This is a genomic window from Sporosarcina obsidiansis (genome assembly GCF_009651005.1).
GTDB lineage: Bacteria > Bacillota > Bacilli > Bacillales_A > Planococcaceae > Sporosarcina > Sporosarcina obsidiansis.
This window is the reverse complement of sequence record NZ_WHVW01000024.1, coordinates 1-18,926: the sequence shown is the minus strand read 5'-3', so window position 1 is coordinate 18,926 and position 18,926 is coordinate 1. Positions and strand designations below refer to the sequence as shown.

The 18,926-nt window shown below is 44.0% G+C and carries 17 protein-coding genes; 13 read left to right on the top strand and 4 right to left on the bottom strand.

What is annotated here, in order from left to right:
* Positions 1-29: 29 nt before the first annotated feature.
* From GD002_RS15370 to GD002_RS15340, 7 genes are read left to right on the top strand one after another with little or no spacing between them, the layout of a single operon-like run.
* Complete coding sequence (locus tag GD002_RS15370; protein WP_153733251.1) at positions 30-1,286, top strand: molybdopterin molybdotransferase MoeA; 1,257 nt, start codon at positions 30-32, stop codon at positions 1,284-1,286.
* On the top strand, positions 1,274-1,768 hold the full coding sequence (mobB, locus tag GD002_RS15365) for a molybdopterin-guanine dinucleotide biosynthesis protein B (protein ID WP_153733250.1): 495 nt from the start codon (positions 1,274-1,276) through the stop codon (positions 1,766-1,768). Before GD002_RS15370 ends, mobB begins: the two co-directional genes overlap by 13 nt.
* On the top strand, positions 1,755-2,195 hold the full coding sequence (locus tag GD002_RS15360; RefSeq protein WP_153733249.1) for a molybdenum cofactor biosynthesis protein MoaE: 441 nt from the start codon (positions 1,755-1,757) through the stop codon (positions 2,193-2,195). The genes mobB and GD002_RS15360 overlap by 14 nt, the downstream gene beginning before the upstream one ends.
* A gap of 2 nt (positions 2,196-2,197) precedes the next feature.
* Positions 2,198-2,431, top strand: coding sequence for a molybdopterin converting factor subunit 1 (gene moaD / locus GD002_RS15355; RefSeq protein WP_153733248.1), 234 nt, complete (start codon positions 2,198-2,200; stop codon positions 2,429-2,431).
* Complete coding sequence (gene mobA / locus GD002_RS15350; protein ID WP_153733247.1) at positions 2,428-3,021, top strand: molybdenum cofactor guanylyltransferase; 594 nt, start codon at positions 2,428-2,430, stop codon at positions 3,019-3,021. Before moaD ends, mobA begins: the two co-directional genes overlap by 4 nt.
* Entirely contained in the window at positions 2,996-4,015 is a 1,020-nt protein-coding gene (gene moaA, locus GD002_RS15345) for a GTP 3',8-cyclase MoaA (RefSeq protein WP_194841637.1), read from the top strand. The genes mobA and moaA overlap by 26 nt, the downstream gene beginning before the upstream one ends.
* Positions 4,016-4,029: 14 nt before the next feature.
* Positions 4,030-4,992 (top strand): 2-hydroxyacid dehydrogenase, encoded by a 963-nt coding sequence (locus tag GD002_RS15340; RefSeq protein ID WP_153733245.1) that lies wholly within the window; start codon positions 4,030-4,032, stop codon positions 4,990-4,992.
* 108 nt (positions 4,993-5,100) lie between these two features.
* Here GD002_RS15340 and GD002_RS15335 read toward each other — a convergent pair whose 3' ends face one another.
* Positions 5,101-5,982 carry a TetR/AcrR family transcriptional regulator gene (locus GD002_RS15335; RefSeq protein WP_153733244.1) on the bottom strand — a complete coding sequence of 294 codons (882 nt, stop codon included), beginning with the start codon at positions 5,980-5,982 and terminating at the stop codon, positions 5,101-5,103.
* Positions 5,983-6,160: 178 nt separating this feature from the next.
* Between GD002_RS15335 and GD002_RS15330 the strand changes: the two genes are divergently transcribed.
* Together GD002_RS15330 and GD002_RS15325 are read left to right on the top strand one after the other, a co-directional pair.
* A complete protein-coding gene (locus GD002_RS15330; RefSeq protein ID WP_153733243.1) occupies positions 6,161-7,663 on the top strand; it encodes a DHA2 family efflux MFS transporter permease subunit in 1,503 nt (500 codons plus the stop codon).
* Between the two features lie 15 nt (positions 7,664-7,678).
* On the top strand, positions 7,679-9,598 hold the full coding sequence (locus GD002_RS15325) for a hypothetical protein (RefSeq protein ID WP_153733242.1): 1,920 nt from the start codon (positions 7,679-7,681) through the stop codon (positions 9,596-9,598).
* 83 nt (positions 9,599-9,681) lie between these two features.
* Here GD002_RS15325 and GD002_RS15320 read toward each other — a convergent pair whose 3' ends face one another.
* Positions 9,682-10,722: an alpha/beta fold hydrolase gene (locus tag GD002_RS15320; RefSeq protein ID WP_153733241.1), complete on the bottom strand. Its 1,041-nt coding sequence runs from the start codon at positions 10,720-10,722 to the stop codon at positions 9,682-9,684.
* Positions 10,723-11,053: 331 nt separating this feature from the next.
* The gene (locus tag GD002_RS15315; RefSeq protein ID WP_153733240.1) at positions 11,054-11,965 is read right to left on the bottom strand and encodes a DMT family transporter; all 912 of its coding nucleotides are present in this window, start codon (positions 11,963-11,965) and stop codon (positions 11,054-11,056) included.
* A gap of 483 nt (positions 11,966-12,448) precedes the next feature.
* Here GD002_RS15315 and GD002_RS15310 point away from each other — a divergent pair, with 483 nt between their 5' ends.
* Genes GD002_RS15310 through GD002_RS15300 form a run of 3 tightly spaced genes read left to right on the top strand, consistent with a single transcriptional unit; the run spans position 12,449 to position 16,310 of the window.
* Positions 12,449-13,924 carry an aldehyde dehydrogenase family protein gene (locus GD002_RS15310; protein WP_153733239.1) on the top strand — a complete coding sequence of 492 codons (1,476 nt, stop codon included), beginning with the start codon at positions 12,449-12,451 and terminating at the stop codon, positions 13,922-13,924.
* Between the two features lie 24 nt (positions 13,925-13,948).
* Positions 13,949-15,091 carry a saccharopine dehydrogenase family protein gene (locus tag GD002_RS15305; protein WP_153733238.1) on the top strand — a complete coding sequence of 381 codons (1,143 nt, stop codon included), beginning with the start codon at positions 13,949-13,951 and terminating at the stop codon, positions 15,089-15,091.
* A 25-nt stretch (positions 15,092-15,116) separates the two neighbouring features.
* Positions 15,117-16,310, top strand: coding sequence for an acyl-CoA dehydrogenase family protein (locus GD002_RS15300; protein WP_153733237.1), 1,194 nt, complete (start codon positions 15,117-15,119; stop codon positions 16,308-16,310).
* A 287-nt stretch (positions 16,311-16,597) separates the two neighbouring features.
* Here GD002_RS15300 and GD002_RS15295 read toward each other — a convergent pair whose 3' ends face one another.
* Positions 16,598-17,479 (bottom strand): SDR family oxidoreductase, encoded by an 882-nt coding sequence (locus GD002_RS15295; RefSeq protein ID WP_153733236.1) that lies wholly within the window; start codon positions 17,477-17,479, stop codon positions 16,598-16,600.
* A 154-nt stretch (positions 17,480-17,633) separates the two neighbouring features.
* On the opposite strand from GD002_RS15295, the gene GD002_RS15290 reads away from it, so the two are divergent.
* The gene (locus GD002_RS15290) at positions 17,634-18,806 is read left to right on the top strand and encodes an aminotransferase class I/II-fold pyridoxal phosphate-dependent enzyme (RefSeq protein WP_153733235.1); all 1,173 of its coding nucleotides are present in this window, start codon (positions 17,634-17,636) and stop codon (positions 18,804-18,806) included.
* The last annotated feature ends 120 nt before the right edge of the window (positions 18,807-18,926 follow it).

Below are 18,926 nucleotides of genomic sequence, written 5' to 3'. Positions count from 1 at the left end.
TAGTATAACAAAAGAAAGAGGAGATGTAAGTGGTAGAAATACGAAAACCGATTCAAGTGAAGGAAGCAGTGGAACTTGTGATAGCACATGCACAGAAAATAGGGACCGAAATACTTTCATTAGAAGATACATATGGCAGAGTGCTGGCCGAGCCGATTGTTGCAAAGCATGATGTTCCGCCCTTTGATCGTTCACCATATGATGGTTTTGCGATTCGGGCAGAGGATTCGGCAGGGGCATCAGGAGATACACGAAAGTCTTTTCATGTGGTCGGTGAAATTGGTGCGGGTCATGTAGCCGATCGACCGATTCAAGCGGGGGAATCCTATCGCATCATGACGGGCGCATTGATTCCTGAACAAGCGGATGCAGTAGTGATGTTGGAGCAGACGGTAGAAAATGAAAGCGGATTCACATTGCGTAAACCGTTTCAGGTAGGGGAGAATATTTCATTTAAAGGAGAAGAGGCTCGAAAAGGAGAGCAATTGATCGAGGCGGGAACCCTCATTCATCCCGGGACGATTGCGCTGCTTGCAACGTTTGGTTATTCGGAGGTGAAGGTAGCGAGACAGCCAATTGCTGGTGTGTTGGCTACAGGAACGGAATTACTCGATGTGTCGGATGAATTGGTGCCGGGGAAAATTCGGAATTCCAATGGTCCGATGATCCGTGCGCAATTGACACGTATGGGCATTGGGTATAAGTCCTATGGCATGATGGAAGACGATTTGGATGCGTGTACCGAAGTTGTCGAGCGTGCACTGCGCGAGACAGATTTACTCATCACAACGGGTGGTGTGTCCGTTGGCGATTACGATTATTTGCCAACTATTTATGAGCGTCTGGGTGCGGAAGTGCTGTTCAATAAAGTAGCGATGCGTCCAGGAAGTGTGACGACAGTAGCGGTACTTGGTGGCAAGCTATTGTTTGGACTTTCGGGTAATCCTTCTGCATGTTTTACAGGATTTGAATTGTTTGCTCGTCCCGCCATTCTTACGATGATGGGCTGCCATGCTCCGTATATGCCACGAACCCAGGCGGTGCTCGGAGAAGATTTCAAGAAGCCCAATCCATTTACCCGTTTCATTCGGGCCTCTTGGAGTATGACACCGCAAGGGATTGTGGCAACTCCTGCTGGATTCAATAAATCGAGCGCCGTGTCTTCTATCGCACGTGGCAATTGCATCATCGTCTTGCCGAGTGGAACACGCGGTTATGAAAAAGGAATGACGATAGACATCTTATTACTTGGTGCGGAACAAGGTGTAGAACGGTGGGAGCTGTGAAAACGCTGCATGTCGTTGGTTTTAAAAACAGTGGAAAAACGATGCTTATTTCTCATTGGATTACTGTACTTCAAGGCTTGGGGCTGAAAGTGGCTGTGTTGAAACATCATGGACATGGTGGCGCACCTGAACTGCCTCCTGCTCATACAGATACTAGTCAATTTCTTCAAGCGGGAGCCACCTCCACTGTAGTGGCAGGTGGGGGTATGATACAATGGGTTCAACAAGAGGTACGTTCATTTCGAGAGCTAAAGGCACTGGCTGCTTCGGGGAATCCAGACGTTTTATTGATCGAAGGATATAAATACGAAGTTGGTGAAAAAGTAGTGCTCGTTCGGAGTGATGAAGATTGGGCAGAATTGCAGGCACTCTCGGATATTGTCCAGGTAGCCAGCACGCAAGCAATCTTTACGGATAAGACTTCATTGGATGAATGGCTACAAGAGTGGCTTTGGGAGGCGACAATAAATGAAACGATTTGAAATAGTGAATACACCGATTAATCCGCAAACATACAGCGATCTGGTCTTGCATCCAGCAGCTGGGGCGGTGACGGTTTTTACAGGGCATGTGCGGGAGTGGACGCATGGAGTTCGAACATTGTATCTTGCTTATGAAGCATATATCCCGATGGCCGAGAAGAAACTCGCGGAAATTGGTGCGGAGATGGAAGAAAAATGGCCGGGTGTTCAAGTTGCGATGGCACATCGAATTGGTGAATTGAAAATTTCAGACATTGCCGTAGTTATTGCGGTTTCTTCTCCTCATAGAAAAGAAGCATATGAGGCGAATGAATATGCCATTGAACGGATTAAAGAAGTGGTGCCCATTTGGAAAAAGGAAATTTGGGAAGATGGCGAAGAGTGGATCGGAGCGCAAAAGAAATATCCAGAGAAAGGGAGTAGGTAGCAATGATTACAGTTCATTATTTTGCGAGACTGCGAGAGTTGACAGGTAAAGGAGAGGAATCTTTGGATCGTGCGCCTTTAACAGTGGAAGAATTATTGGATTGGGCAGAAGCGACCTATCCCGGTTTTGGTAAAGACACGATTCATGTGGCGATAAATGAAGAGTATGCTAGAAAAGAAGATGTCATTCAGTCGGGTGATGTGTGTGCTTTCATCCCTCCTGTGAGTGGCGGATGAAGAAGACGGTCGGTATTTTGTTGGCAGGGGGACAGTCACGACGGTTTGGTTCACCTAAAGCGTTTGCAAAATATCAAGGACAAGAGTTTTATCATTATTCATTAGACGCATTACGGCCATTTTGTGATGAAATTATTATTGTTACGCGACCTGAGTTCCTTGGTAGGTTCCCTGCAGATTTGCGCGTGATGACAGACCTGGAAGGGTTTGCTGGATTGGGGCCGTTAGCAGGAATCTTGACGGGAATGGAAGCAGTAGCGGCTGATCGTTATATTGTGTTGCCGTGCGATATGCCGTTCATTCAGGCCAATGTGATCGAGCGTTTGTTGGATGCGCATTGTGGTGATGTTTCCGCAGTCACATTGGAAGGGAAGCGCCATCCGCTCGTAGCTGTTTGGCAAGCGACCGTGAAACCGACGATTCGGCAAGCCCTGAATGAAGGCAATCGACGAGTAATGCATGTTCAAGCACGACATGATGGCCGATGGATTGAAGGAAGTATGCTGACTACACTGCCTGGATTAGTTTTTACAAATGTTAACACGCCGTGTGAACTGAAAGGAGATGGAGAAGATGGATGCCGTCGTTGATCAACTAGGACGCCCGATCAGAGATTTGCGAATTTCCGTGACGGATCGTTGTAATTTTCGTTGTACGTACTGTATGCCGAAAGAGATATTTGGTGATGACTTTCTGTTTTTGGCGAAAAATGAACTGCTGTCATTTGAAGAGCTGGAACGTCTAGCTCGGATATTTGCCAAGCTCGGTGTAAAAAAACTTCGGTTGACTGGCGGTGAACCGTTAATGCGCCGCGATTTGCCTGAGTTGATCCAGAAGTTACATGACATCGAAGGAATTGAAGATATTGGATTGACGACGAATGCAGTGCTTCTCGGTCAATATGCGCAACCTCTCTATGATGCGGGTTTGAGGCGTCTGAACATTAGTTTGGATGCGCTCGACGCAGAGCTGTTTGGTCGCATCAACGGCCGTGGCATTTCACCTGATCTTGTTCTCAAAAACATCAAAAAAGCCCAAGACATCGGTTTTACGATCAAAGTGAATATGGTCGTGCAAAAAGGTGTCAATGAAAGCGAAATCGTCCCGATGGCCGCGTATTTTAAGGACATGGGCATCACGTTGCGCTATATCGAGTTTATGGATGTCGGCAATGACAACGGCTGGAGTTTCGATAAAGTGGTCACGAAGAAGGAAATCTATGACATGCTTGCCGCTGTCTATGATATGGAGCCAGCGGAAGAAGAGTATTATGGAGAAGTGGCGAAACGCTATCGCTACTTAGATACGGACGCGGAAGTCGGCTTCATTACGTCGGTTTCGGAATCGTTTTGTTCGACTTGTACACGATCCCGTTTATCGTCTGAAGGAAAACTATATACATGTTTATTCGCATCAGAAGGCTTTGATATCCGCGGGTTGATTCGCTCGGGTAAAACAGATGAAGAACTGCTAGATGAAATTGCGGGTATGTGGAGTCGGAGAACGGATCGTTATTCAGATGAACGGTCTGAACAGACGGTGAAAAATCGCAAAAAAATTAATATGAACTATATAGGTGGCTAACAGGAGGGATGTCCGTGAAACCAACATTATATATTTGTCGGGAGATGCCAGAAGAAGTCATTGTGCCACTTCGCGATGTGTACGAAGTGGACATGTGGCATTCTTCGAGCGAAGCTGTTCCGCGTGATGTGCTACTGCAAAAAGTTGCTACTGCAGATGCACTGTGGACAGTGATTTCTGATCAAATTACTGAAGAAGTGCTCGATATTGCATCACATTTGAAAATCATTGTGAACATGGCTGTTGGCTATAATAATATTGATGTGAAAGCTGCCAAAGAGCGAGGCATCATGGTCACCAATACACCGGATGTGCTGACGGAAACAACAGCTGATCTAGCATTTGCTTTATTGATGGCCACTGCTCGCGATCTGATGGGTGCCGAAAACGCATTGCGCGAAGGTAGATGGACATCGTGGGAGCCGCTTGGTTTTACTGGAGTAGACGTCTTTGGCGCGACACTTGGAATCGTCGGAATGGGTCGGATTGGTGAAGCGGTTATGCGACGTGCGAAAGGGTTTGACATGACGGTGTTGTACCATAATCGCAGTAGAAAACATGAGACAGAAGAGATGTATGGCTGTCAGTATGTGGAGCTACCGGACTTGCTTGCAAAATCCGACTTCGTGCTCATATTGGTCCCATATACTGCTGAAACAGAAGGATTAATCGGTAAAAAAGAGTTGAATCAAATGAAGGAGACGGCGATTTTGATCAATGTGGCACGTGGCGGTATTGTCGATGAAGAGGATTTGTTCCATGCGTTGCATACGAAGAAAATCTATGCAGCCGGCTTGGATGTATTTGAGACAGAACCTGTTCCACTTGATCATCCGTTGTTGACGTTGCCTAATGTGACTGTATTGCCGCATATTGGAAGCGCCTCCATACGAACACGAATGGCGATGATGAAGTTGAATGTAGAAGCGTTACAATCATGGGCAAAAGGTGAAGAGCCAAGTCATCGGGTTTGTTAAATGAATAGACAGGAGGCTGGTACGGAATATATCGTATATTCTGCACCAGCCTCTTTTTTGATTGGAAAGTTTCGCTATGTCCAGCAATAGTTTGGCGCGAACCCACCGTTATTCTGTTTTATCAATAAACAACCATACGGCTGCCGACAACTCCACAGCTTGAAGTTGCAGGTCAGTTCCTTCAAATGCTTGACGGAAAGAACGAACAACCGACTCTAATAAATGAATTCGTGGTGCTGCGGTCGAAAGTTCTTCTAGCAAAAATTGCCCGTATAGCTTTCCAGCATCATCCTTGTCAGGTAAAGCCTCGATAAATTCTCGTAACTTACTCACCAATACGTCTTGCGTCATTGGATAAAATTCCGCCCCTGTCATAATCGTCTCCAACAAGTTTTGTGATAAAAAGTGCGCGTCTCGTTCTATAATATCAGGCACGACGACTTCCATACGTTGCATAACGAAATCGACGAGATGCTTCGTATCCAAACGTTCTAAAGTTGAACTCTTCCAGATATGTAGTGAATGTTGGATAAAGCCGAAAATCAGAGAAGCACAGTCGTAAGCAAACGGCTTCACTTCCTCACCGTAGATATCCACTAATCGTTTAGCGATCCAGGCCAATTCTCTAAAATGCATATGCTTGACGAATTGTCGTAGCTCATCATCAGGTGAGTGCACGACCGTTTCAAATAATGGTAATAAATTTTGTTCTCGATTCATTGTCAGACGAATGTGGATTTGATCTGCGAGAAGTTGTGGATCAGTTAGATTTTTACCGATGGCTAGTTCATTCCTGCGTAAAAATGATAGGTGATAGGCATCTCTTAGGATGGCCATCAAGCATTCATTTTTTGAGGAAAAGTAGTTGTAGAATGTTCCTTTTGAAATATGGGCTTCACCCAAAATGTCTTGAATGGATGTCGCTTGAAAACCGTTCTCTATGAACAGTTGTTTAGCAGTTAGTAATACATGCCGTTTTCGATCATTCATTGTCTCTCACCTATGTTTTCGGATTTTGATTATACTATTGGTATAAACAGTATGATATACAAATAAGGTTATTATATCAACTTCTCAAATCTGTTAATATTTTTTAGTTGAAATAATTAGACCGACAGTATAAAATGAATCTCTGATATAAATTCATAGTAAAATATAGGAGGAAGAAATGGAAGAATCAGTAGATATTAAGAAAATGCATGAAAAACCTCCTTATGGGGTTATTGCCATTCTATTCATTGGTGCCTTTGTCGCCATCTTGAACAATACACTGCTCAATATAGCGCTACCGGTCATCATGGATGAGTTTTCAGTGCGTCCGTCCGATGTCCAATGGCTGACGACAGGTTTTATGTTGGTCAATGGGATCTTGATTCCGGCTAGTGCCTTTTTCATTCAGAAGTTCACGAATAAAAAGATCTTCTTGACGGCTATGGTGCTGTTTACATTAGGGACATTCCTAGCAATCATTGCACCGACTTTCGGTTTATTAATCGTAGCTCGTATGGTGCAGGCATCAGGTTCTGCACTGATGATGCCTTTATTGATGAATGTCATGTTAACCGCGTTTCCGGTCGAGAAGCGAGGATCAGCGCTTGGAATGTTCGGATTAGTAATGTTCACGGCTCCAGCGATTGGGCCTACATTATCAGGGTATATTGTGGAGCATTACTCATGGCGGACACTATTTGAAATTGTTTTGCCGATCGCGATTTTGACGATCATTCTCGCAGTTTTCAAATTGAAAAATATTACACCGAATCGTGATGTCAAATTGGACGTCTTGTCGCTCGTGCTATCGAGTATTGGTTTCGGCGGACTGTTATATGGTTTCAGTTCCGCAGGTGAAATGGGCTGGGGAGCAATAGAAGTATATGGTACGATCGGAATCGGGACGATTGCGCTAATTATTTTCGTCGTTGAGCAGCTGAACATGGAAGAGCCGATGTTGGACTTCAAGATTTATAAGCATCCGATGTTTGCTTTGGCTTCTGTCATTTCGATTGTCTTATCAATTGCTATGTTCTCTGGGATGATCTTGACACCGCTCTATGTGCAGAACGTCCGTGGAATATCACCATTTCATGCAGGACTCCTCATGTTGCCAGGAGCGATTGCCATGGGGATTATGTCGCCGATTACAGGAAGGCTGTTCGATAAGTATGGACCTCGTGCACTTGCGTATACAGGTTTATCCATATCCGTTGTCACGACCTATTTCCTTAGTCGCCTGCAACTGGATACTGGCTATTATTATTTAATGATGCTATATACAGTGCGGATGTTCGGGATGTCGATGGTAACGATGCCGATCATGACAAACGGTATGAATTCGCTACCGATGAAATCGAATCCGCATGGTACAGCGATGAACAATACACTCCAGCAAGTGTCAGGGGCCATTGGTTCAGCGTTATTACTGACAATTATGACCAATCGGTTGGATCAATCGGCTGCCGATCAAGCGAAAGAATTGATGGGTGCGGGTGTAGATATTTCGACAATGAAAGAAGAAATAGGGCGTATGGCAATGCTGGATGGTGTCAATCATGCCTTCTTTATTTCCACTATTATTACAGTGGGTGCGTTAGTATTAGCTCTTTTCATCAAACGCGTGACACCTCAACAATTTGAACCTGTGGCAGAAACAAAGCAAGAATCCGAGAAATAGAAGAGGGGGTTTCGCATGCTGGCTAGCATGCGAAGCTTCTTTTTTTTATGTTATAGTAAAAAGAAAAAGGTTGTGTTCGATGTGATAGGGAATAAAGAAAAATGTCCTTGCGGAAGCGGGGAGATTGTACAGGACTGCTGTGGCAGAACGAATGAGCCTGGAGTTAATCAAATCCAGGAAGAATTGAAAAAAGTTCTGAACAGCTATTATGAAACTTCTTTGTCACCAGTAGAAGTCAAAGAACTGGAAGGTCTTTTGGCGCAATGGGGCAAGCGTCTTGGCGAGTGGATGGAAGAGGAAGAACTAGCCTCGAATGTGAGTGATTACTATTTCTTCATTGCTCGAAAAGATCTCTGGCGACGACATGTAGTGAAAGCACTGAATCGCACGCAAAATAAAGCGGTACGTCATATCCTGAAAAGCTGGCAGAACGCTTTCATTACGTTTGCTGAAGTAACATCGATCCGTGAGAATGTATATACAATGAAAGAAATTCTTGGAGATGGTGAGTATTTCTTGGCGAGAGAGGCGGACGAGCCAGAGGACGTTCGTGTTGTGCTAGCCATTGTGCTAGAAGAATGGCGTAATGAAGAGCGTTGGGTAATGCCAATTTCCGCGGTAGCTGTCAATGAACATGTGAGCGGTGAACTGGTGACGAAAGTTCAGGCGCTTGCCGAAACAAGCAATGAAAAGAATAGCTTTGAATTTTTCAAGAACTATCTCGTGGATATTTTTGAAGTAGTTTGTAAGTTAGATGCACAGACGTTGATGGAAGTAGTGGAGCAAAACTTCATCCCCTTACAGCGAGAAGTGATTACGATTTTGGATGACAAGCTTCAAAATGAAGAATTATTCCCGGGTGCATACGAAATGTTGCTTTCATTGATGGCATACTACTTTACGGATCGACAGCCGAAATTCCGTAAGCCTGAAGTGTTAGCGGCTGCAGCATTCCAGCTAGCCGTCGAGGTGGGGATGATGCCGATTACGTACACGCAAGCGGAAGTCGGTAAGATGTTCAATGTTTCTGTTTCGTCCTTCAAAAAACATACCGAAGTATTAAGAGATGCTGTAGAAGAGCTAGACCAGATGATGCAAGAAGGGAATGCTTCAGGAACGGCTTATTATGTAGGCACTGATCCGCGTCCAACTGAAAAGACGAACTGGCAGATTCATATGCTTTCGAAACAGCAGAATTTCGAGACGTTAGTAGAAGCACAAACTTATATCCAGCAAGCGATGCAGCAACCGTTTGAGCCAGCGAATCGACAGCAAGAAGCGCAGATGCTTTGCTATATGGCGTATGCAGCAGAAACGATTGAACAACGTCATGACTTTGCACAACAAGCCTATGGTGCAGATCAAACGAATGTCGACGCGTTGTTGCTGCAAGCACAGATGACGAATTCAAGTGAACAACAAGAGAAATTTCTTAAGCAGGCTATTTTCTCTGGCGAAAAACAGTTCGATGATCAAGCAGAAGACGTGTGGGCGTTTGCGACAAATCGTCCATATTTGCGTGCCTTGCTTAGTTACGGCGTCTGGCTTTACGAGGAAGAACGCTACACCCAGTCGAGTGAGATATTTTTGCGCATTCTAACTCTCGATCTGTATGATCACCAAGGCGTCCGCTATCTGGCCATTTCTTCATTAATTCATCAAAATGAAATCGGACAGGCGAGCCAAGTATTGAGGGCTTGTGCTGAGATTTCCGATCATGACGCAACCTATTTGTATTTGGCATGGTTGATTGAAATGGAAAAAACGAAAGAAGGTTCCGAACGCACTGCTGACCTATTTAAAAAAGCAGAGCAGGCCAATCCGTATGTAGGGGCATTGATTCATACATCAGCAGATCGAATCGCGTATCCGAGAAGCGCGGATATAAAACCAGGTACACCAGAAGAAGCACAGTATATTTGGTATCTATTGTAAATTTATAAGTTGTCATGAGGCTGTCCAGAAATGAAATGCACCACCAATTGGTGGTGCATTTTTTTGTGTGGACGGCACACTATTTATTTTTCATTATTAATAAAAGTAGCGGACATCCATTCATTAAATTTTTCTTTTTCTTCAAATTGTGGATAATGCGCCGATTTCTCAAACGCAATAAATTCCTTTTGTTCGGCTTCAAGCATATCAAAATAATTCTTCGCTGCATGACGTGAAGTCATATAATCATATGTACCCATAACAAAATATAAAGGAATTTCAAGTTTTGTTACTAATTGAGGTAATGGATTTTGTAACATATGAGGTACCAATTTTTCTTGAGAATATCCCATCCCATAGTGATAACGAATGGCGTCTAATAAGTTATACTCACTGCTTAATAAAACACCTAAGGTATCACCGTCAGGATTATCAATGAGTCGGGTAGACCCACCGTATTTCATAACATACTCTCTTGGTGTAACCGTATCACCATGTTTGATTTGTTCGGTTAAACCCTGTAAATATAAAGCATCATCCATATTGCCGGCCTTTTGCGCTTGAGTGATACAGAAATTCAAACTTTCGATCTCACTTTCTCTCGTATCACTCATTTGCCCAATACCAACATAGGCTTCATATTTTTCAGGAGATTTATAGGCAGCTTGAATTCCAATGTATGTACCAGAAGAATGACTCATTAGGATCACCTTTTCTTTATCAAGGCTTTCCGCTATATAATCCGTCAAAGCCAATAAGTCTTCCACCAATAAATCCGTTGATAAATTTGAATAGTCCTCAAAAAAATGATGTGATTTCCCACTTGCTCTTTGATCGTAATTAACAACTGTAAAATTGGCTTCCAATAAATCATTGTATTGGTCAGCATATGGTATTTCCGGCGACCCAGGTCCTCCATGTACAACTATAATGACAGGGTTATCCTTATCATTGCCGCGTATCATAATTTCGTGACCGCTTCCATTTATCTGGACCTGTTCTAATGTACTTATACTGTTATCACCTTTTATATTTGACGTCCAGGTGGGAAAGAAAAGTGCTATTACGAGTACTAGTACAATAACGATGGCAAGATATGTTACTATTTTCTTTAAACGTTTCATCTACTTTATTTTTTCCCTTCTGATTAACACCATCCCATTACACGATAAATAGAGATGGATAAAATGATTTGTTTACAAATATAAACATAACTGCAATAACTACAAGTATACCTAAGAAAATTCCAACCCGTTTCACTCACATTACCCTTTTCGCATTTTTTATGTTTCATCGCTTACTAAATGGCCCGGATGCGTTGTAGATGGGGACGTCTATAAAGTCTTACTACTTTAGTAGACACAAGTTGAGAGTATGTGTGAAATCCGTTTGATCTACTTTTTACTAAGTAAGAAAATCGCAAAATGTAAGAGAATAGCAATAATTACCTACTATTTATGGAGATAAAGAATGGTTAGTTTGTTTTTGTTCTTCTTGTCTATCTTTAATAACGATTAAGACCCCTACGAGAATTAAAATAGAACCTATCCAAAAGGGAATACTGATCGTTTCACCTAATAGTAACCACCCTAATAATGTTCCAACAATAGGTTGAAAGAAAAAGAAAACTCCACCACTGGAGGCATTTAACATTTGTAATCCACGACTCCATAATAGAAATGCAATAGAGGTCGATATGACACCCAAATAAATTAATCCTCCCCAAATGGTTGGATTAGTTACATCATTTATATCGATTTGTGGTAATTTTGGAATCACAAAAGGAGTTAAAACAACAACAGCAATTAAAGTAGCATAGGTCGTAACGACAATTTGTGAATACTCATCTGGTATACGTTTTATGAGCACAGACATGAACGCCCAAGTTAATGCCGCGATAATAAGTGATACTCCTCCAAGCATGCTGGACATATCAATATCATCAATTCCAACAATGGTAACCACACCAATAGTGGCTAAACTCACTGAAACAACCTTCTTTATAGTTAAACGTTCTTTAAGGATCAAGCTGGCAAACAAAACCATAAATGCTGGCGTTGTAGAAGTTATAATAGCCCCCATTTGTGCAGTAGAAAGCATTGTGCCTGTTTCTTGGGTAACAATAGAGATGACGTATCCTATAATAGCAATAGCAATTATCATGCCAAAGTGTCGTCTTTCAATTATCCAGTTTTGTCTAGTCACCAGGCCAATTATGACTAATGCAACCAATGCTATTACATAACGCATCCATACAAGTTCTACTGGTGGTATGACTGCTACGACTACTTTAACGACAACATACATACCTCCCCAGATACTCGAAGCTACTATTAAATATAAAGAACCAATAAGTGTATTTTTCATTTTTATATCCTCCGTTTTCATTTAAGCTTTATATGCCGTAACGGAGAGAAGCAGCTATCTCTCCGTTACGTGCGGGAGAGTACTCCTGGTACATCATTTTCGAATAAAATTACGTAAAACATAAGTATTCACCCCTTTTTAAAAATTAAGTTTTGGTTAAGTAAGGGAGTGCCAGTAATAATGGTTCGTTTATGGTATAAAGTTCTATTATTTTTATCATAACAATACCTTTTGGACAATGTAATATCCGACGGGGTATAGTATCGCACCTTATATTACATCCTCATCTTGTGCTCCGTTTCGCTTTTACTTCCCCCAATAGTCCATTAATTATCAAGACCACTCATAAATGTTATTTCCCTCCATTTTAATATAGTAGGGTTCAGAATATCCAGCGCTTTAAAGGAATAGGATAGTATATTGTCGAACAATTCTACTAGAGGCAATAACGAAAACTATACAGAACAGGAAGGAGCAGGACGAATGAAACTTACAAACTATGTGGATGGTGCTTGGCAAAAAGAAGCTGCCAATTATACGGCTGTACTGAACCCGGCAAATGGAGAGGAACTGGCGCAAGTTCCGTTATCTTCTGTACAAGACGTGGAAAAAGCAGTGCAAGCCGCCAAAAACGCTCAAAAGAAATGGGCACCCGTTCCGGCACCTAAACGAGCCGATTATTTATATAAAATTGGGCGACTCATGAAAGATAAGAAAGAACATCTTGCGCAAGTGCTGACAAAAGAAATGGGCAAAGTCATAGAAGAAGCGCGCGGTGAAGTGCAAGAAGGAATCGACATGGCCTATTATATGGCAGGGGAAGGCCGCAGATTGTTCGGGGAAACGGTACCGTCTGAGCTACAGGATAAATTTGCCATGAGTGTTCGTGCACCGATTGGCGTGGTCGGTTTAATTACCCCATGGAATTTTCCAATTGCGATTGCTACATGGAAGTCGTTTCCTGCGATCGTTGCAGGCAATACCTTCATTTGGAAACCGGCAACAGAGACGCCCATGATGGCTTATGAAATGGCATTGATTTTTGAAGAAGCAGGCTTGCCGAATGGAGTGGCGAATATCGTCTTTGGATCAGGTTCTGACGTGGGGACCGCGATGATCGAGCATCCAGATGTGCGAGTCATTTCCTTTACGGGTTCAACGGAAACGGGACGGCATGTTGCGGAACTTGGTGGTCGTCACTTGAAAAAAGTTTCATTGGAAATGGGTGGGAAGAATGCGGTGATCGTCATGGATGATGCGGATGTGGATTTGGCGGTAGAAGGGATTTTATGGAGTGCGTTCGGTACGGCTGGGCAGCGCTGTACAGCATGTAGCCGGGTGATTGTACATGAAGCTATCAAAGAGGAACTGCAACAGCGATTAGTCGAGCGTATGCCCCAGTTGACGATGGGAAATGGGCTCGATGAATCGGTCAAAGTCGGTCCTGTGATCAATGCGAAGGCGTTAGAGAAAATTCAAAGCTATATTGAAATTGGCAAGCAGGAAGGAGCTAAACTGGTAGCAGGCGGGAATGTCTTACATGAAGGCGACTTTGCTAAAGGGCATTACTTCGAACCTACATTGTTTGCGGATGTCGCGTGGGATAGCCGTTTGGCGCAGGAGGAAATATTCGGACCAGTCGTATCCCTTATAACTGTCGGTAGTCTCGAAGAAGCGATCGACGTGAATAATAGCGTGGCGTACGGCTTGTCGAGTTCTATTTTCTCGCAGGATGTGAATAATGTGTTCCGAGCGCAGCGGGACCTTGATACCGGTATTGTCTATATTAATGCGGGAACAACAGGTGCGGAAATTCATTTGCCGTTTGGTGGGACAAAAGGAACTGGCAATGGGCATCGTGATTCTGGCGTAGCGGCACTTGATGTCTTTACGGAATGGAAGAGCGTGTATATCGATTACAGCGGGAAGTTGCAACGCGCACAAATTGACACGGAATGAACTACAGGAAGAAGGGATGAGCGGATGAAAGTTGTCGTACTAGGTGCAGGTTTGATGGGCAAGGAAGTCGTGCGGGATTTAGTGAAGCAAGATGAAGTGAAGAAAGTCTATTTAGCGGACCGTGCAATTCGACAGGCCGAGGACTTTGCGGAGCAGTTGATGTCCGATAAACTTGATATCTTATTGCTCGATGCAAATAATGACGTGCAGCTGAGCGATGTCATCGCACTTGGAGACATCGTGGTCAATGCGTTATTTTATACATTCAATGAAAAAGTTGCCCGCTGTGCGGTAGAGCGCGGTGTGCATGTCGTCGATTTGGGTGGTCATATCGGTGGGGCGACGGAAAAAGTGTTGGCCTTGCATGAGCAAGCAACGGCTAAAGGCGTTACGCTCATTCCCGATCTCGGTGTTGCCCCTGGAATGATTAATATTCTAGCAGGGTATGGTGCTTCCAAACTCGATAAAACGGATGCCATCAAGCTATATGTAGGTGGAGTACCTGTGAAGCCTGAGCCACCTTTAAACTACAACGTCGTGTTTTCATTGGAAGGATTATTCGATCATTATACCGATCCGTCTCGTGTCATTCGGCAAGGGCAAGTTGTGGAACTGCCTTCTTTGTCGGAAGTAGAAGCGCTTGCGTTTGATGGCTACGGCACGATGGAAGCTTTCCATACGTCAGGTGGCACGTCCACATTACTTGAATCGTTTCCTGATGTAGAGACTCTAGAATATAAAACCATTCGTTATCCAGGTCACGCGGAGAAATTCCAACTATTTGTTGATGTAGGATTGTTGTCGAGGGATTCTGCTATCTATGTCGATGGCAAACCACTGCGCGTGCGAGATGTTATGATGGCTCACTTATCTCCGCAATTACGTTTAGGAGACAAGTCGGATGCGGTCTTGTTGCGCGTGCTGGTGAGCGGAATGAAGGATGGCAAAGCTGCAACGATTACATTCAATATGATTACCGAAAAAGACCAGTCCACCAATGAAACTGCTATGGCAAGAGCGACAGCGAATACCATATCCGCTGTCGCCCAAATGATCGGCAATGGCATCATTACGAAGCGTGGTGCTTATCCGCCAGAGAAAATCGTGCCAGGTGAACTATATATTGAAGAAATGAAAAAACGTGGCGTCGTGATTGTAGCGCAATAGATTCATTGGAAAGGAAGATACGAAGATGGACTTTACCTTTACAGATGAACAAAAGATGTTGCGACAAACAGCTAAGCAATTTGTAGATGCGGAAATACTACCGCATATCGCGAAATGGGATGCACAAGGTGGATTTGACCCAGTTATTTGGAAGCGTCTTGCGGATCTCGGTTTCATGGGTGTGTGCGTGCCTGAGAAATATGGTGGCAGTGGCATGGATTATAATTCATTGGCAATTTTATGTGAAGAGCTAGAGCGCGGGGATACAGCGTTTCGCACAGCAGTGTCCGTGCATATTGGTTTGAATTGTATGACGCTCATGCAATGGGGAACGGAAGAGCAGAAGCAACAGTTTTTAGTTCCGCAAGCGAATGGTGTAAAGATCGGTGCATTCGGATTGACGGAACCAGGTGCTGGTTCGGATGTGTCAGCCATTCAAACGACCGCGGTGCGTGATGGTGATGACTATGTATTAAATGGACAAAAAACGTGGATTTCTCTATGTGACGTAGCCGACCATTTCCTCGTATTTGCTTATACGGATAAGTCTAAAAAACATCATGGCATCAGTGCCTTCATTGTCGAGCGAACGATGCCCGGATTTTCTTCGAAAGCGATAAAAGGAAAGTACGGAATACGGGCAGGGAACACGGGTGAGTTATTCTTTGAGGATGTGCGAGTGCCAGCTTCAAATTTAGTGGGCGAAGAAGGAGAAGGTTTCAAAATTGCGATGGCGGCCCTAGATAATGGACGATTTACCGTGGCGGCAGGGGCAGTCGGTTTACTGAATGCTTGTTTGGAAGCGAGCATTGAGTACGCCAAAACCCGCGAAACATTTGGCCGGAAAATTGGGGAACACCAACTCGTTCAACAAATGCTTGCGAAGATGGAGGCAGGCTATCAGATGAGCCGCCTTTTAGTCTATCGCGCCGGTGAGTTGAAGAACAAAGGAATACGTAACACGCGCGAAACCTCCTTAGCTAAATGGCAAGCTTGTGATTTCGCCAATCAAGCTGCAGATGATGCATTGCAAATCCACGGTGCGTATGGTTATTCAGATGAATATCCTGTTGCTCGATACTTGCGAAACTCAAAAGCTCCTGTTATTTATGAAGGTACGAGAGAGATTCATACGATCATGCAGGCGGAATATGTATTGGGTGAACGTAGCGATAAGAAGCTGAATCGCATGTTGCCGAAATGGCCGTTTGAGGAATGACGAGAAACACGCATAGTCTGCGCGACTATGCGTGTTTTTAGATATAGGGGGAATGAAATTGGATTCTGAACCGCGCGAAACTTCATTCAGACCGATCGAAAGTGCGTCTGAACCGCGCGAAACATCATTCAGACCGATCGAAAGTGCGTCCGAACCGCGCGAAACTTCATTTAGACCGATCGAAAGTGCATCCGAACCGCGCCAAAGTCCGTTCAAACCGATCGAAAGTGCGTCCGAACCGCACCAAACCCCATTCAAACCAAGCGAAACCGTAACTTCATTATCAATTATGAACCGACAAAATTTCCACCATCCACATGAATGGTCTGTCCTGTCATATAACTCGAATCCTGTGATGCTAAAAATACATAAGCTGGTGCATTTTCGGCAGGCTGGCCACGACGTTTCATCGGTGTGTCTGATCCGTGCTCGGCCACCGTCTTCGCATCAAATGTAGCCGGAATGAGCGGTGTCCAAATTGGACCGGGTGCCACCGCATTTACTCGAATGCCTTGCTCAGACAAGTTGAGAGCCAATGAACGCGTAAAGCTGGTAATCGCACCTTTTGTTGCGGAATAATCCAGTAAACCAGGTGATCCATTGTACGCTGTGATAGAGGACGTGTTAATGATGCAATCTCCTTTTTTCATGTGTCCTACGGCAATTTTAGAAAGGTAGAACAGTCCGAAGAAGTTCGTCTCAAATGTTTCCTGCAACTGCTCACTCGTAATATCTTCAATGGATGTCTGAGGAAATTGCTTCCCTGCGTTATTGACCAAAATATTTAATTGGCCAAAGTCCTTGATGACTTGTTGGATCAGTTGCTGACAATTCTCTTCCTGACTAATGTCTATCTGATATTTCTTTGCTTTTCCACCATAATGTTCAATTAAATCAATCGTTTTATCCGCATCTTCATCTTCCTGATCGGCCAGGTAGGCGATCGCTACGTCTGCACCTTCTTTCGCGAAGGCAACCGCCACTGCTCGTCCGATTCCGCTGTCGCCGCCTGTAATCAAAGCAGTTTTCCCTTTCAGTTTATCCGCACCTTTAAAATTCGGATCGTCATAAATCGGAGCCGGGTGCATCTCTTCTTCTACGCCAGGCTGTTCGGATTGTGTCTGCCCAGGTACTTGATCGTCTATTTTCTCATATTTATCTTTAGCCATTATGCATCCTCCTCAGAATTTTGCTATACGTAGTATTCCCGCATTGCCAGCAGACAAACATATTACATTTGCAATAAAAGTTTTTCCAAGCAGCAACTTTGCATGTTACAATAGGTCAATCAACTATTCTATAACAGCTAAGGAGTGCGTCTTCATGAATTTCGAACCATCCAAAAAAATGTCCATCTTTCCACCTGCCATCTTCGGTGAGTTGAAAGCAGCCGCGGTGGCAAAGCAAGCAACAGGAGCCACCGTCATCGATCTGAGTCTAGGCAGTCCTGATCTTCCGCCTGATGAGCGCGTACGTCAAGCCCTATCAGAGCAAAGTGCCTTGGCCTCGTCATACGGCTATACATTAGGTGGGACGAAGCGTTTCCATGAAGCCGTTGCGAATTACTATAAAAGACGTACGGGTGTGATCCTCGATCCAGAAACGGAAATTTTGCAGACAATGGGTTCGCAGGAAGGCCTCGTTCATTTGCCGCTCGCATTTTGTAATGAAGGAGATTACGTCCTCACGACAAATCCGGCATACGTCGCCTATGACGCAGGAATTAAATTGGCTGGAGCGATACCATATTACATGCCGTTACTTGCAGAAAATGGATTCTTGCCCGACTTGAATGAAGTACCGGAGGAAGTAGCGAAAAAAGCCAAACTTCTTATTTTAAACTTACCGGGAAATCCAGTACCGGCTATGCCGAGTGAAGAGTATTTCAAAGAGGTCGTGGCTTTTGCAAAAAAATATGAAGTGATTGTCTTGCATGACGCAGCGTATTCGGAATACTATTTCACCGGAGATCGACCTGCTAGCTTCCTGACTACGCCTGGCGCGATGGAAGTTGGTATGGAAATTAACTCTCTATCAAAAAGTTTCAGTTTGGCAGGCGCAAGAATCGCGTATTTCGTTGGGAATGCACAGATGATTAAAGTTCTTCAAGAATTGAAATCCAATCTCGATTACGGCACATTTGGTCCGATTCAAGAAGCAGCAGCGGTCGCTCTTGATCATGGAGAAGAAATCACAGATCGTCTGCGCGCTGAATTCTCCAAACGACACCATGCTTTAATGGGAGGTCTCTCGAAACTTGGCTGGGACACCACTCCATCTGCTGGCGGTATGTTTGTCTGGGCAAAATATCCATTCGATATGGATGATAAACAATTTGTTTTCGAAGCGATTCAGAAAGCAGGCGTCGTCATGGTACCAGGCAGTATTTTCGGCACGGCAGGAGAAGGTTATGTACGAATCGCACTTGTTCAGAAAGTGGAATTAATTGAGCAGGCGATTGAACAGCTAGGGAAGATGTCCGTGGTGGAAGCGTAAAAGTGAAGTAATGAAAAGAAGGTCTTGGCAATACGCCAAGACCTTCTCAGACTGTAGACAAACTCCGGAAATTTGGAGTTTTCCTACAGTCTATTTTCTTTTACAATAGAGTAAACGCCA